A 13,793-nucleotide genomic window follows, 5' to 3' on the forward strand; every position below is an offset into this window, starting at 1 on the left:
GGTTCATTTTTTATCGCTCTTCATCTGGAACGTGAGGATGGTGCAAACAAAAATACGTGCCCACGCAACCAGGCACGCAAGCGTGAGGTCGCAATGGACACGTATCTGTTTGTTACAAAGAAGATTGAAGACGATTCACTCGCACTATATGAGCAATGCGTCCAAAACCAAATATGGGCTAAATGGGGGCAAAGCCCGTTTCGGAAGCCGGAAACCCTTGTGGTGCAAGCGTTAACCGATAGAACCTTCCATCTCGAACTTGATCAGTCGGTTCATCTCGACAGCGTATTCCATCGGCAGTTCTTTTGTAAACGGCTCGATGAAGCCCATGACGATCATTTCAGTCGCTTCGGCTTCGGACAGGCCGCGGCTCATCAGGTAGAAGAGCTGGTCTTCCGATACCTTGGAAACCGTCGCCTCGTGCTCAAGCGTGATGTTGTCGTTCATGATTTCGTTGTATGGAATCGTGTCCGAGGTGGACAGTTTATCCAGAATCAGCGTATCGCATTTGATGTTCGACTTGGAGCCTTCCGACTTGCGGCCGAACTGAGCCAGTCCGCGATACGTTACTTTTCCGCCATCGCGAGAGATGGACTTGGAAATAATCGTGGATGTGCAGTCCGGAGCCAGGTGGATCATTTTCGCACCTGCGTCCTGATGCTGTCCTTTGCCTGCTACGGCGATAGAAAGAACGGTACCTTTGGCACGCGGTCCTTTCATGATCACCGCAGGGTATTTCATCGTCAGCTTGGAACCGATGTTGCCGTCGATCCACTCCATGTTGGCGTCAGCGTATGCAACCGCACGTTTGGTCACGAGGTTGTACACGTTGTTGGACCAGTTTTGGATGGTCGTGTAACGGCAGCGAGCGCGTTCCTTGACGATGATTTCCACGACTGCGGAGTGCAGGGAGTCTGTGCTGTAGATCGGTGCGGTACAACCCTCTACGTAGTGCACGAACGCATCCTCATCGACGATGATCAGCGTGCGCTCGAACTGACCCATGTTCTCCGAGTTGATGCGGAAGTACGCTTGCAGCGGCGTTTCTACCTTGACGCCTTTTGGCACGTAGATGAAGGAACCGCCGGACCATACAGCAGAGTTCAGCGCCGCGAACTTGTTGTCCGCCGGCGGGATGACTGTCGCGAAGTACTCCTTCACGATGTCAGGGTACAGCTTCACGGCAGAATCCATGTCGCAGAAGAGAACACCCAGTTTTTCCAGGTCTTCCTGCATGTTGTGGTACACAACTTCGGATTCGTACTGGGCGGATACGCCGGCCAGGAACTTCTGCTCGGCTTCCGGAATACCCAGCTTGTCGAAGGTAGCTTTGATTTCTTCCGGTACTTCATCCCAACTGCGGCCCGCTTTTTCAGACGGCTTCACGTAGTAGGTGATTTCGTCAAAGTTGAGGTCGTCCAGATCGCCGCCCCATTTCGGCATGGGCAGCTTTTCAAAAATTTCCAGTGATTTCAGGCGGAATTCCAGCATCCATTCCGGTTCTTCCTTGATGCGGGAGATTTCCTCCACGATCTCGCGAGTCAGACCCTTCTTGGTACGGAAAATGGAGACGTCCTTGTCGTGAAAGCCGTACTGGTATTCCTGTATTTCCGGGGCTTTTTTCGCCATGTGATTTCACTCCTTACGATTTATTCATGTCCAGCCTGCTTGATTCCCTGCTCCAGCGCCTTCCAGGCCAGGGTAGCACATTTGATCCGCGCCGGGAATTTCGTTACTCCGGAGAGCGCCTCGATGTCCCCCAGATCGACAGAATCGTCGACTTCTTTTCCCTGCATCAAATCGGAAAAGAGCTGAGCCAGCTTGAGCGCTTCCTCTACAGGCTTTCCCTTGACTGCGTCCGTCATCATCGAAGCGGATGACATGCTGATGGAGCAGCCTTCTCCGAGGAACTTGGCATCCGAGACAATTCCGTCCTCCACTTTCAAAGAGAGCGAAATGCTGTCGCCACAAGTCGGATTGTTCAAATTGACGATGAGTCCTTCCGATTCCTCCAGCTTGCCGCGGTTGCGCGGTTTCTGGTAGTGGTCCATAATCACGCGGCGGTACAGATCATCAAGAGAAGACATTGCCGAAAAACTCCTTCGCCTTTTTCAAGCCCGACAGGAAAACATCCACTTCTTCTTCGGTGTTGTACAGATAGAAGCTGGCACGCGCACTAGCGGTGACATTCAGCCAGCGCATCAGCGGCTGGGCGCAGTGGTGACCCGCCCGGATGGCAATCCCGTGGCTGTCGAGCACTGTGGCCAGATCATGCGGATGAACCTCTGACAGGTTGAAAGTGATTAAACTGCTGCGGTCCTTTTTGGGGCCGTAAACGGAAACTCCGTCCATTTCGAGCATTTGCTCCATCGCGTACGCCACCAGCTTTTTCTCGTGGCGCTCGATTTCTTCCATGCCGATCTCCTGCAAAAAGTCGATCGCCGCGCCGAGTCCGATCGCGCCGGCGATGATCGGCGTGCCGCCTTCAAACTTCCACGGCAGCTCCTTCCAGGTAGAGTCATACAGCTCTACGAAGTCGATCATTTCGCCGCCAAATTCCATCGGCTCGGTTTTCTCCAGAAGCTCGCGCTTGCCGTAGAGCACGCCGATCCCGGTCGGCCCGCACATCTTGTGAGCGGAAAACGTGTAAAAGTCGCAATCGAGATCTTGCACGTCGACCTTCGTGTGCGGCGCTCCTTGCGCCCCGTCGACAAACAGGACAGCGCCGTGCTGGTGGGCGATTTGTGCGATTTCCTTGATCGGCGTCGTATCGCCCAGCACGTTGGAAATATGGTGAATGGCTACGATTTTCGTATTGTCGGTTATGGTTTCCCTGACAGCGTCCAGCGTAATCGTACCGTCCTCTGCCAGCGGAATGAATTTGAAGGTAGCTCCGGTAGCCTTTGCCGCCTGCTGCCAAGGGATGAAGTTGCTGTGATGCTCAACCACGGTGGTCACAATTTCATCGCCTGGCTTGAGAGTAGCGCGGGCATAGCCGTACGCTATCGTATTTACCGCGGTGGTCGTTCCCCGCGTAAAGACGATCTCTGCCGTTTCACGGGCATTCACGAAGGCACGCACTTTTTCGCGCGCCTCCTCGAATTTGTCCGTGGCCCGGCTTCCAAGCGTGTGAACCCCGCGATGCACATTGGAGTTGACCTCCTTGTAATACGCATCGATTGCTTCGATAACCTGAATCGGCTTTTGCGAGGTGGCCCCATTGTCCAAATACACCAGCGGGTGGCCATTTACCTCTTGGTGAAGAATGGGAAAGTATTTCCGAAGCTCCTTGGCATTCATTTAACCCAACTTCCTTTCGAGCGCCTGACGAAGCCGGTTGCGAACCTCTTCAACCGGAATCTCGGCTACGACAGGGTCCAGGAAGCCCAGGATAATCAGGCGTTCTGCATCCTGACGGGTGATCCCCCGAGACATCAGGTAGTAGATGCTCTCTTCGCTGACGCGGCCTACGGACGCTGCGTGGCCTGCCTTTACATCATCCTCGTCGATCAGCAGGATAGGGTTGGCGTCCCCGCGGGCTTTTTCGCTCAGCATGAGAATGTTCTCAGCCTGTACGCCATTTGCCTTTTCGGCGCCTTTTTCGATTTTGGTGATTCCGTTCAAAATGCTGGTCGCTTCATCCGTCATGACGGCTTTGCTGACCATGTCGGACTCGGAATGAGTACCGATATGCTGTACTTGGGATGTCAGGTTTTGACGCTGGGAACCGGTACCTACCGAGATGCTCTTGGTCTCGGCGATAGAACCGACCCCTTGGAGGATGGTCGTGTTGTTTGCCACAGTGTTTCCGTCGTTCATCTCGCCCAAGATCCACTCCATCTTGCCGTCGCGGTCCACGCTGGCGCGGCGGAAGGAGTAGTCGTGCACTTCGGTGGAAAGAGAACGCACGGATGCGACTTGCACGGTTGCTCCTGCGCCTACATATACTTCAACAACGCTGTTTGCTACCATATTTTTGCCTTCGCCGGATACATACGTGTCTACGTAAGTAACCTTGCTGTGCGCTTCCGCAACGATCAGCACGTGCGGACAAACAAGCGCATCATCGCCTGCCACTTCAAATACGGCTTGCACAGGCACGCTTACTTCCACGTTTTTGGGAACGTAGAGGAAAACGCCGCCATTGACCACTGCTGTGTGCAGCGCGGTCAGCTTGTGCTCATCATATTTTACGACAGTGCCCAAGTATTTTTGCACGAGCTCGCCGTGTTCTTTCAGCGCAGTTGCCAGGTCGGTAAAGATAACGCCCTGGTTCTTCAGCTCTTCGTCTGCGGACTGAAAAACGACGGATGCGTTTTTCTGCACGATCAGACTTTTTACGCTATCTGCATCGATTTGTCCTTTGACCAGATCGTCCAGCTCTTGGGCTGTTGCCACTTTGCCGGAGGTTTGGAACGGTACAAACTGATCGATATTCCACTTGTCTATTTTCGTTTTCTCCAAGACGGGCAGTTGCAGCTCGCCCGCTGCCTTCAGACCGGCCAAGCGCTTTTCCAAAAACCATGCAGGTTCAGAATTAGCCTTGGAGAACTCGGTGATCGCTTCGGAATCGAAGCGGAGCTGTATATCTACACTCATCTCACTGCTGCCTCCTTCTCTTACACGTTTGCGTTGACGGTTTCATCGACGATGCCGAGTTCTTCCTTGATCCAGTCGTAGCCTTCCGCCTCCAGGCGTTCAGCCAGCTCAGGACCACCGGACTTCACGATTCGTCCTTGCATCATCACGTGTACGAAGTCAGGCTTGACGTAGTTCAAGAGGCGCTGGTAGTGGGTAATGATCAGGAAGCCGCGATCAGCGGAACGCATTGCATTTACGCCGTTCGCTACCACTTTCAGCGCGTCGATGTCGAGACCGGAGTCGATTTCGTCGAGAATGCAAATGGCAGGCTCCAGCATCATCATTTGCAGAATCTCGTTGCGCTTCTTCTCACCGCCGGAGAAGCCTTCGTTCAGATAACGGTGGGCAAAAGCTTCATCCATTTCGAGGGCGCCCATTTTCTTGTCCAACTCGCGGATGAACTTCATCAGCGAAATTTCATTGCCTTCGCCGCGGCGTGCGTTGATCGCAGAGCGCAGGAAGTCCGTGTTGGTAACTCCGCTGATTTCGGACGGATATTGCATCGCCAGGAACAGACCTGCGCGTGCGCGCTCGTCCACTGCCATTTCCAGAACGTCTTCGCCGTTGAGGATCACTTCCCCATCGGTTACTTCGTATTTCGGGTGGCCCATCAAAGTGGAAGCCAGGGTGGATTTCCCCGTCCCGTTCGGTCCCATGATCGCGTGCACTTCTCCGCCTTTGATCTCGAGGTTGAGACCTTTGATGATTTCCTTGTCTTCAATCTTGGCGCGTAGGTTTTTTATCTGCAAATGCGGTACTGCTGTCATTTTCTTTTCCCTCCATAGACACTCAAAAATGAGTTGACTTATTCTCAATCCATTCTCAATACCCATCTTATAATAAGAATAATTATAAATCAAGGAATGAAACATATCTGTAATTTTTAAATCATTATATTTAAAAAGTATCACCTCGTTGACCGGGCATTTGCTTATTTTGGCTAATTTTGGAGAAATCATGCGGATTGCTCTCAAAGTGGCTGCGGATATGTTTTTTGGTGCGGTCCGGGCTTTGGTGGTGGAGATGAAAAAAGGAGAAAACGGCTGCAGGTTCGGTGGGCCACTGCGAGGGAGCTGAACTGTCCGGCTCCATTCCAAAAGCAAAACCGCGTCCAAAAGCAGTAGACACGATGAGGGGTCTCAGAGTTGGACGCTAAAAGCGTGTTTTGCTTTTTCCATTCCGCCTGGGAGGTGTCCCAAAGACCTTTTCCGTTTTCTCCTTTTTCATCTCTACAGCTTGGTTCTTCGACCGCAACTTATTGCAAGCAATTCAAGAAGGGCTGTTCCCTCTTGCAGCAGTTTGAACCGATGCAAAGGGACAGCCCCAGGAATATCCTATATTTCTCTGTATCGCTTGATAGCTTGATTTCTCGCATGCGATTTCAGGTCGCCTTTGCCTGCACATTGCCGACTCGGCGTTGCCACGCATGTTCGCTATTCATTATTCCCTGTTCCTTGCTCCCGGTCTTACTGAACCTTTGGACCTGCTGCAGCGATTTCGGCTGCATTCGGGAACTTCTTCTGGAAGTTTTCGATAAAGCGGTTGGCCAGATCGCGGGCCTGCTTGTCGTAGGCGTCTTTGTCCGCCCACGTGTTGCGCGGGAGCAGGACTTCCGCCGGGACGTTCGGGCAAGAGGTTGGCACTTGCACCCCGAAAGTCGGGTCTGCCACATAGTCGACCTTGGCCAGCTCGCCGTTCAGAGCCGCGGTGACCATTGCGCGGGTGTAGGACAGCTTCATGCGTTTTCCTACGCCGACCGGTCCGCCGGTCCAGCCGGTATTGACCAGGTACACCTGCACGTCGCGCTCATCGATCTTTTTCCCGAGCATTTCCGCGTAGACGACTGGGTGAAGCGGCAGGAACGGGGAACCGAAGCAAGTGGAGAATTCGGTTTGCGGAGTGGTCACGCCGCGCTCTGTCCCAGCCATTTTGCTTGTATATCCGGACAGGAAATGGTACATTGCCTGTTCTCTTGTCAGTTTGGAGATGGGCGGAAGCACTCCGAACGAGTCAGCTGTCAGGAAAATGATCACATTCGGATGACCGCCGACACCTGGGATTACAGCCCCTGGAATGGCTTCGACCGGATAGGCTGCCCGGGTATTTTCCGTGTATTTGTCGCTGTCGTAATTTGCCTCGCGAGTCTCAGGATCGACTTCCACGTTTTCCAGCACTGTACCGAACTGGATCGCTTTCCAGATCTGTGGTTCGCCTTCTTCGGACAGTCGGATGCACTTGGCGTAGCAGCCTCCCTCGATGTTGAACACGCCGTTGTCAGACCAGCCGTGCTCGTCGTCGCCGATCAGGAAGCGGTCCGGGTCAGCGGACAATGTTGTCTTTCCTGTTCCTGACAGACCGAAGAAAAGAGCCACATCTCCGTCTTTGCCTACGTTTGCTGAGCAGTGCATCGAGAGAACGTTTTGTTCAGGCAAAAGCAGGTTCATTACGCTGAAAATCGATTTTTTCATCTCGCCGGCGTATTCGGTACCGCCGATCAAAACGGTTTTTTGCTCAAAGCTGGTGATGATGAACGTCTCCGAGTTGGTGCCGTGCACTTCCGGATTTGCCTTGAAGGTAGGTGCGTATACTACGGTAAACTCCGCTTTATGGGCTGCCAGCTCTTCCGCGCTCGGGCGAATGAACAGCTGGCGGGCAAACAAATTGTGCCACGCGTATTCATTGACCACCCGGATCGGCAGGCGGTAGGTTTCGTCCGCTCCGGCAAAGCCGTCGAAGACAAACAGTTCTTTTGTTTGCAGATATTCCATGACGTCCTGGTATAGCACCTGGAATTTTTCCGGGGTAATCGGCTGGTTCACAGGGCCCCAGTTTACTTTATCGTGTACGGATGCTTCGTCCACTACGAATTTGTCCTTTGGGGAACGGCCCGTAAACTTACCTGTCAACGCGTTGAGCGCCCCTCTATCTGTCATCATGCCTTCGCCGCGCTGTACCGCCATCTCAACGAGCCTTGCGACTGGCAAGTTTGCATACACCTTTGTATTAGCCAGTACGTCAGCAAGCTTGTGAACCGTCTTGGTTTCCATGTGTGAACGATCTCCTTCCCGTATCTATCCGTTAACATGTTTTCTAATCATCGTTGATTTGCAATTAGTATATCACATTTGATCAAATAAGCTACAAGATTTTAATTTTTAGGTGTGAAGAAAATGTGAAGGCTCGTCCCACAAACGCAAGACTCCCTATATTATATGACATTTGTCGAAAAACAACATTCAAAGAAACAGGGAACCTGCGGAAAATAGCAAAGGATTAGAGCAACAGACCGTCGCTGCCTCCCTAGCCACATCTGCAGCCTTTATTGCTTCTCTGCCAGGTTTGGAGGGTTTTTGGTCCGGACTACATGAACCGCGTACCCATCCGGCTTGATTTCCAGACAGTTCAACTGAGATCCATACACGCAAGCGCCATCAATCCCGATTTTCCTCTCCCCAAACCATACATCCGGCTTTTCGTGCAGCGTACTGCAAGTCGTGTGGCCAAATACAACCGTTCGCGCTTCCTTCACCGGCTGATGATAAAAGGCATCCCTGATCCAGATCATTTCGTAGGGAGGAGTCTCTCTCCAGTCCTCGTACGCCGGATTGATGCCTGCATGCACAAAAATATGCTCTTTCGTCTCATAATAATAGGGCAATTGCTGCAAAAATGCGACTTCCTCCGCATAGTGCTGCAAAATATGCTCCCTGGCACTCTGGAGCTTCTGGTCCGACACTTCATTTTGAAACCAGTCGGTACCGCAAAAGCTCTCCAGCGTGGCTTTGCCGCCATTGCGCAAATACCGTTCCGTCTTTTGCGGCTCGCCGCTGTAGAGAAACTCGAGGAACATCTCATCGTGATTTCCTTTGATGGCAATCGCTTGCTGCTGCTCTGTCAATGCTTTCACCCGTTGCACGACTTCCTTGCTTTTGCAGCCTCGATCAATGTAATCCCCGAGAAGAATCAGCTTGTCAGAATCGGCGTCAAACGAAATTTGTTCAAGCATTTCACAAAATTCATCATACATTCCGTGAATATCGCTTATGACAAAGGTCCTCACTTGTCCATATCCCCTTTTATCCTTTCTCAATCTCGCAGACTACCCCATCGCCCTGCGGATTTCGGCCTGGATCGGCAAATGATACGGACACGCTTGCTGACAAAGCGGCTGTTCCCTGCACGGCTCGTAGGTCATACACTGCGCAAACTTGTCAGCCGACTGCTGCCACATCAGTTCCCCCGCTTCCAAAAGCCCGTATTTCTGGCGATACCTCGAAGGAATCAGCGTATCCGGAATCCGTATCCCCAAGGGACATGAGCAATAGTTGCAGCGTCTGCAGCCGTGCTCATCCAGCCCCGCTGCCATTTCCTCCAGAGCGGCGCGTTCCTCCGCGTCTTCGCTTCTCTCCAGCGCCGCGATGTTGGCATCTACCTCGGCGATGCTCTGCATTCCGGAGAGCACGACATGGGCTGATGATGCGGCTGAATAACGCAGCGACTCCGTTACCTTCGACAGAAAGGGACCGGAGATCGGCTTCATCGCGATCATTCCGACATCCAGCGATTCGGCCATCGGCATCAGCTCCCGTTTGGCAAAGGGCTGTACCATGCTCAGGTGAAACAGCACGGTGGCAAACGGATAATCCCGAAGCCAACGGGCCAGCAGCTCAGGACGATGGCCGGTAATCCCAATATGCCCGATGTATCCTTTCGACTGCAGCTCCTCCGCCGCGCGTATGGCGCCGTCTGCCGCTCTGACCTCCCGGTACTCCTGCGGATAGTTCACGTAGTGAATTTGCAAAATGTCCACATAGTCGGTCCGCAGCAATCGAAGGCTCTGTTCGATCTCCTGTTTTGCCTCCCCGTAGCTGCGCTTCATCGTCTTTGTGGCCAGCACATACTCGGAACGGCGATGGCTGATGGCGCTCCCCAGCTTCTCCTCGCTGTCTCCATAACTCGCGGCGGTATCAATATATGTAATGCCGCGATCCAGCGCATGATTGATCACGCGATCCGCTTCCGTATGGCTAATGGCCCGCAGGCGCATGGCGCCAAAGCCTAGCTTCGATACAGTCAATCCTGTTTTCCCCAGTATGCTTGTCCTCACGCCATGTACCCCTCCCTGGGATATTATAGCATGCCTGAAAAATAAGAAGCGCCGCTTCGCTCACGAGCACGTGAGTCGAAGCAGCGCATCGAGTTTCAATTGGTCCCGCAGCGGCCCTCTTATGGTAACAGACTGTCTGGCACTGATGTAGAGCAGCTCGTCACCGGCAAACAGTCTCTGCAAATCGCGCTCCTGTCCGCTCACCACCAGGTGCACCGGCTCCTGCCACCCTGCCCTGGTAATTCCCCCCGGCGAAAAGCGCAGGCAATGCCGCGATTGTGCATCCTCGGCGACGATTCCCACACATCTCTCCCAGCCGCCTGTGATGCCCTTCAAGTAAGCTTTGCCTTGTATTTGACCAGCCACCCGTTCCAGCAAGGAATCCAAACCTTCTCCATTCATCACCGTCGCCCCCTTCGCCTTCTCCCATCAAGGTTCTGGGCAGCCAGAGTCGAATCCTTTGACGAGAGGTGAGAAGCGCTGTCGGTCTCTGTCAAACGGTTTGCCTTTTTCTCGACAAGCTTTTGCTTGCACGGAAACGCCCATTGGCCTGTGCTTGTCTTGTGGAGCATGCAAAAAAGGCACCTGTTGCGAGACGCTGCAGCATCTCCCAAAGGTGCCTCTCGTATATCTATTCATCCAGCTCGTCTTTATCCAGCCGGACCTCCAGATGATGCCCGTCCGGCGTTTCAAAGTAAAGGTTGAAGCTGGTCGGACGCGTAATCGGTCCGCGGTAGCAGATATTTTCCGCTTCCAGTTTGTCTACCAGATAGTCCAGCTCGGCACGGCTGGTCAGGGAAAAAGCGATATGGTCCACTTGCCCGACACCGTTTTTTCCTTCCTCGCCCTCATAGGCATGGAGACCAATCCGTGTGTAAGTGCCAATTTGAAAGTAGATAGGCGCTCCTTCTTCGATGTCTTCTTCCGGGATGGGGACTTCCAAAATATCCTTAAAAAAACGAGCTACCTTCACCACATCCTGACAATTTAACGCGATGTGATGCACGCCTTTCAAATGAAACATTTACACTGCCTCCCACGTCAACTCAGGTCACGCGCTGCGCTTTGACATTTCCTTCCGTCGGTTGTATTGCTTCAAACGATCACTGAGTCGTTTGAGCCTGAGCATCAGCGCTTCACGCCAGTCGTCGTCTTTCAGTTCTTTTGCGACGCCCAGCAAATCAAGCGATATATCAATCTGTTGCTTCAGCACGTCGGCGAAGCTGCCCGCTTCATCCGTCATGGTACAATTCTCAAACAACTCGGATGTATTGTCAACACTAACGAAATCGGCAAAGTCAACTTCCGGCGCCCGATCCCCTTGTGCGTATTCCACCAAAATTTCGTATTCTCCCTCAATAGCAGGGTGAACCTCTATTCTATCACAAACCGGACAAAACATGATCGGCACGTTGTGAACCAGCGTCTTGTAATGACGAACCGAGCCTATCGAGCCTATCATTCCGGCACCACAGCAAAAACTCATGCCTCTCCCTCCTTTTTGCCAAACAAAACGTATGACCATTCTCCCTCGTCCATCAGAGGAACAAAAGTCCCGACCGCAAAGCATTTCTGTTTCCTTCCCTGTAAAAATCGCAAATGCAACTTTCTCAAAAAAGTTTTGCGGTCTTTTGTCTTTCTTGCATTGTAGCGTATAAGAAGGTGTTGTCTCTAGTCGAAAATCATACCAGTTTGCAAAGGTTGGAACGTATTTCTATTGTAGCGAAAAATGACCGGGATGACCAATGTTTTCTGACTAATTTGAACATTTTACCAACAATAGGCCTATCCTGCCAATTTTGTATAATGGTTAGAGTCGGCGGTTTTAAGCTTCCACAGATTGGGAATAGAATAGAGACGCCTTTTTGAGAGGAGAGGTATCATGTTTCGATTTAAAAGCATTCGTACCCGCACACTAGCTATCATGCTCCCTGTGATCATGGGGACGTTGGCACTCGTGATGGGCGTGTCGGCCTTTACCGCGCATTCCCTCCTAACTGAAGAAATCGGAGAGAAGATGCGCAAAGAGCTTGGCATGGTTAGCGCGCGAATTGAAAGCCAACTGGAATCCCATGGCAAGGTGACCGAGGCTTTGGCAAAGACCATTGAGATCGCCCCTTCCTCCTACAAGCTGCAAGACCTGCACGCTCTGCTGAAAAAGACTGTACCTTTGCATGAGACATCATTTGGGATGGGCATCTTTATGGAGCCGTACAAATACGACCCCGCTATCCAGTACTTCTCGACATATGGCCAACGCTCACAAAGCACAGTCACCATGACCGAGGAATACAATGACCCGAGCTTTGGCTATACGGGGCAGGAATGGTACAAAAACGGTGCGTCTACCGACAAGCCCTACGTCTTTTCGCGCCCGTATTACGATGAAAAAATGAAGGCTGCCATGGTCACCGTCACTGCTCCTTTTTACGACCAAAACGGCAAGCTGATGGGCGTGACTACCGATGACCTCGAGCTGGGAAGCATTCAAAAGATGGTTTCTGACATCAAAGTCGGGGAAACCGGCTGGTCGTTCTTGATCGACAGCGAGGGAACCTATCTTTCGTTCCCCGACACCGCCAAGCTGTTGAAAGCGAATATTTCCGCTGACGAGAACGCTTCACTGGCGGCCATCAGCCGTACTTTGCTGGACGAGCCTGAGGGGCAAGCTGCTTTTACCGATCAAAACGGCAGCAATACCGTTTATTTTCACAAAATTCCCCAAACGAACTGGACGCTGGCTCTCGTGATGCCAGACGCGGAGCTATTGGCACCGGTCAACTCGCTTCTCTGGAAGCTCTCTTTGACAAGCGTCGCCGGAATTCTCGTGCTGGTCGTGGTGATTCACTTTTTCAGCCGTTATCTGTCCCGACAGCTCGACAAAACAAACAGGCTTTCACAGTCGCTGGCCTCGGGAGACTTTACTGCAACGATTCAATTGGACACAGCCGACGAACTGGGGCAAATGGCAAACAGATTCAACGAGATGACCGCTACCTTGCGCGAGACGCTGCAGCGCGTCAGCTTTCACTCCGAGCAAGTCGCGGCCACATCCGAGCAGCTGACCGCCAGCGCCCAGCAGACCAGCCAGGCTACCGAGCAGATCGCCGAAGCCGTGCAGGACATCGCCTACGGGGCAGATAAACAAGCGGAAGCGACTTCACGGGGCACAGAAATCGTCACACAGATCGCTTCCCACATTTCGCAAATTGAGGAAGCGGTAAAAACCGTCACCGAATCTACCTCCACGGTGCGGGATCAGGCAGCCGAAGGCAATCAGATGGCCAGCAAAGCCGTTGAGCAAATGCATCTGATCGAGGGCCAGATGACCCACACTTCCGACGTGGTCAACATTCTCGGACAGCGTTCGCAGGAGATCGGGCAGATGATCGCCTTGATCACGGATATCGCCGCCCAGACCAACCTGCTCGCGCTCAACGCCGCGATCGAAGCAGCCCGGGCCGGAGAACAGGGACGCGGCTTTGCCGTTGTTGCCGATGAGGTCCGCAAGCTCGCAGAACAGACGGCGGCATCCGCCGACCAGGTACACCGTATCGTGACAGACATTCAAAGCGACACGACCGCTGTCATCGCCGCCATGCAAAACGGATCTCACGTCTTGCAGGAAGGAATGACGTATGTGCAGACCACGGGACAAGCCTTTGAACAGATTTCACAGTCGACCCGCGTGCTGTTTGGCCAGACCGATGAAGTCTCATCGTATATGGCGGAGATCAGCAAGCAGATGGAGACGATGATCGAGGCTATTCAGGAAATCGCCCGGATCTCGGAGCAATCCGCCGGCAATACCCAGACGGTAGCCGCCGCTGCCGAGGAGCAAAACGCTTCGATGCAGGAAATCTCTGCAGCTTCCGCAATGCTCGCCCGGATGGCGACGGAGCTGTACGATTCGATTCGTTCGTTTAAGTTGTAGGCTTGGTGAGTAGAGGATAGGATGGCTGATGGCTGGCAGTAAAGAAGGTCATGAGGGCGTAAAAGCTCTCATGACCTTTTTGGTTGAGTCTGTAAAATATTTTGTGTAAAC

12 protein-coding genes are annotated in these 13,793 nt (G+C 52.7%); 1 reads left to right on the forward strand and 11 read right to left on the reverse strand.

Annotated elements, in window-relative coordinates; all coding sequences use genetic code 11:
• Positions 1 to 231: 231 nt before the first annotated feature.
• From sufB to NST37_RS20485, 11 genes are all read right to left on the reverse strand, one after another.
• On the reverse strand, positions 232 to 1,629 hold the full coding sequence (gene sufB, locus NST37_RS20435; protein ID WP_003392396.1) for a Fe-S cluster assembly protein SufB: 1,398 nt from the start codon (positions 1,627 to 1,629) through the stop codon (positions 232 to 234).
• Positions 1,630 to 1,649: 20 nt separating this feature from the next.
• On the reverse strand, positions 1,650 to 2,087 hold the full coding sequence (gene sufU / locus NST37_RS20440; RefSeq protein WP_003392398.1) for a Fe-S cluster assembly sulfur transfer protein SufU: 438 nt from the start codon (positions 2,085 to 2,087) through the stop codon (positions 1,650 to 1,652).
• Complete coding sequence (locus NST37_RS20445; protein WP_003392400.1) at positions 2,074 to 3,300, reverse strand: cysteine desulfurase; 1,227 nt, start codon at positions 3,298 to 3,300, stop codon at positions 2,074 to 2,076. The genes sufU and NST37_RS20445 overlap by 14 nt, the downstream gene beginning before the upstream one ends.
• Positions 3,301 to 4,599 (reverse strand): Fe-S cluster assembly protein SufD, encoded by a 1,299-nt coding sequence (gene sufD / locus NST37_RS20450; RefSeq protein ID WP_003392402.1) that lies wholly within the window; start codon positions 4,597 to 4,599, stop codon positions 3,301 to 3,303.
• A gap of 20 nt (positions 4,600 to 4,619) precedes the next feature.
• Positions 4,620 to 5,408, reverse strand: a complete 789-nt coding sequence (sufC, locus tag NST37_RS20455; RefSeq protein WP_003392404.1) for a Fe-S cluster assembly ATPase SufC — start codon at positions 5,406 to 5,408, stop codon at positions 4,620 to 4,622.
• Between the two features lie 699 nt (positions 5,409 to 6,107).
• Positions 6,108 to 7,688: a phosphoenolpyruvate carboxykinase (ATP) gene (pckA, locus tag NST37_RS20460; protein WP_003392406.1), complete on the reverse strand. Its 1,581-nt coding sequence runs from the start codon at positions 7,686 to 7,688 to the stop codon at positions 6,108 to 6,110.
• 272 nt (positions 7,689 to 7,960) lie between these two features.
• Positions 7,961 to 8,701, reverse strand: a complete 741-nt coding sequence (locus tag NST37_RS20465) for a metallophosphoesterase family protein (RefSeq protein ID WP_024983054.1) — start codon at positions 8,699 to 8,701, stop codon at positions 7,961 to 7,963.
• A 39-nt stretch (positions 8,702 to 8,740) separates the two neighbouring features.
• Positions 8,741 to 9,748 carry an aldo/keto reductase gene (locus NST37_RS20470; protein WP_024983053.1) on the reverse strand — a complete coding sequence of 336 codons (1,008 nt, stop codon included), beginning with the start codon at positions 9,746 to 9,748 and terminating at the stop codon, positions 8,741 to 8,743.
• 60 nt (positions 9,749 to 9,808) lie between these two features.
• Positions 9,809 to 10,150 carry a hypothetical protein gene (locus tag NST37_RS20475; RefSeq protein ID WP_003392414.1) on the reverse strand — a complete coding sequence of 114 codons (342 nt, stop codon included), beginning with the start codon at positions 10,148 to 10,150 and terminating at the stop codon, positions 9,809 to 9,811.
• A 229-nt stretch (positions 10,151 to 10,379) separates the two neighbouring features.
• Entirely contained in the window at positions 10,380 to 10,772 is a 393-nt protein-coding gene (locus NST37_RS20480; protein ID WP_003392416.1) for a VOC family protein, read from the reverse strand.
• Positions 10,773 to 10,799: 27 nt separating this feature from the next.
• The gene (locus tag NST37_RS20485) at positions 10,800 to 11,234 is read right to left on the reverse strand and encodes a hypothetical protein (protein WP_003392418.1); all 435 of its coding nucleotides are present in this window, start codon (positions 11,232 to 11,234) and stop codon (positions 10,800 to 10,802) included.
• A 396-nt stretch (positions 11,235 to 11,630) separates the two neighbouring features.
• Here NST37_RS20485 and NST37_RS20490 point away from each other — a divergent pair, with 396 nt between their 5' ends.
• Positions 11,631 to 13,682 (forward strand): methyl-accepting chemotaxis protein, encoded by a 2,052-nt coding sequence (locus NST37_RS20490; protein ID WP_024983052.1) that lies wholly within the window; start codon positions 11,631 to 11,633, stop codon positions 13,680 to 13,682.
• Positions 13,683 to 13,793 lie beyond the last annotated feature (111 nt).

It is taken from the genome of Brevibacillus sp. FSL K6-6036, from assembly GCF_037964015.1.
Taxonomy (GTDB): Bacteria; Bacillota; Bacilli; order Brevibacillales; family Brevibacillaceae; genus Brevibacillus; species Brevibacillus borstelensis.

Excerpts from the sequence above, each read along its gene's own strand:
- sufB (WP_003392396.1), bottom strand. The coding sequence starts at position 1,629 with ATGGCGAAAAAAGCCCCGGAAATACAGGAATACCAGTACGGCTTTCAC.
- NST37_RS20445 (WP_003392400.1), bottom strand. The coding sequence starts at position 3,300 with ATGAATGCCAAGGAGCTTCGGAAATACTTTCCCATTCTTCACCAAGAG.
- NST37_RS20480 (WP_003392416.1), bottom strand. The coding sequence starts at position 10,772 with ATGTTTCATTTGAAAGGCGTGCATCACATCGCGTTAAATTGTCAGGAT.
- NST37_RS20475 (WP_003392414.1), bottom strand. The coding sequence starts at position 10,150 with ATGAATGGAGAAGGTTTGGATTCCTTGCTGGAACGGGTGGCTGGTCAA.
- sufD (WP_003392402.1), bottom strand. The coding sequence starts at position 4,599 with ATGAGTGTAGATATACAGCTCCGCTTCGATTCCGAAGCGATCACCGAG.
- pckA (WP_003392406.1), bottom strand. The coding sequence starts at position 7,688 with ATGGAAACCAAGACGGTTCACAAGCTTGCTGACGTACTGGCTAATACA.
- sufU (WP_003392398.1), bottom strand. The coding sequence starts at position 2,087 with ATGTCTTCTCTTGATGATCTGTACCGCCGCGTGATTATGGACCACTAC.
- NST37_RS20490 (WP_024983052.1), top strand. The coding sequence starts at position 11,631 with ATGTTTCGATTTAAAAGCATTCGTACCCGCACACTAGCTATCATGCTC.
- sufC (WP_003392404.1), bottom strand. The coding sequence starts at position 5,408 with ATGACAGCAGTACCGCATTTGCAGATAAAAAACCTACGCGCCAAGATT.
- NST37_RS20485 (WP_003392418.1), bottom strand. The coding sequence starts at position 11,234 with ATGAGTTTTTGCTGTGGTGCCGGAATGATAGGCTCGATAGGCTCGGTT.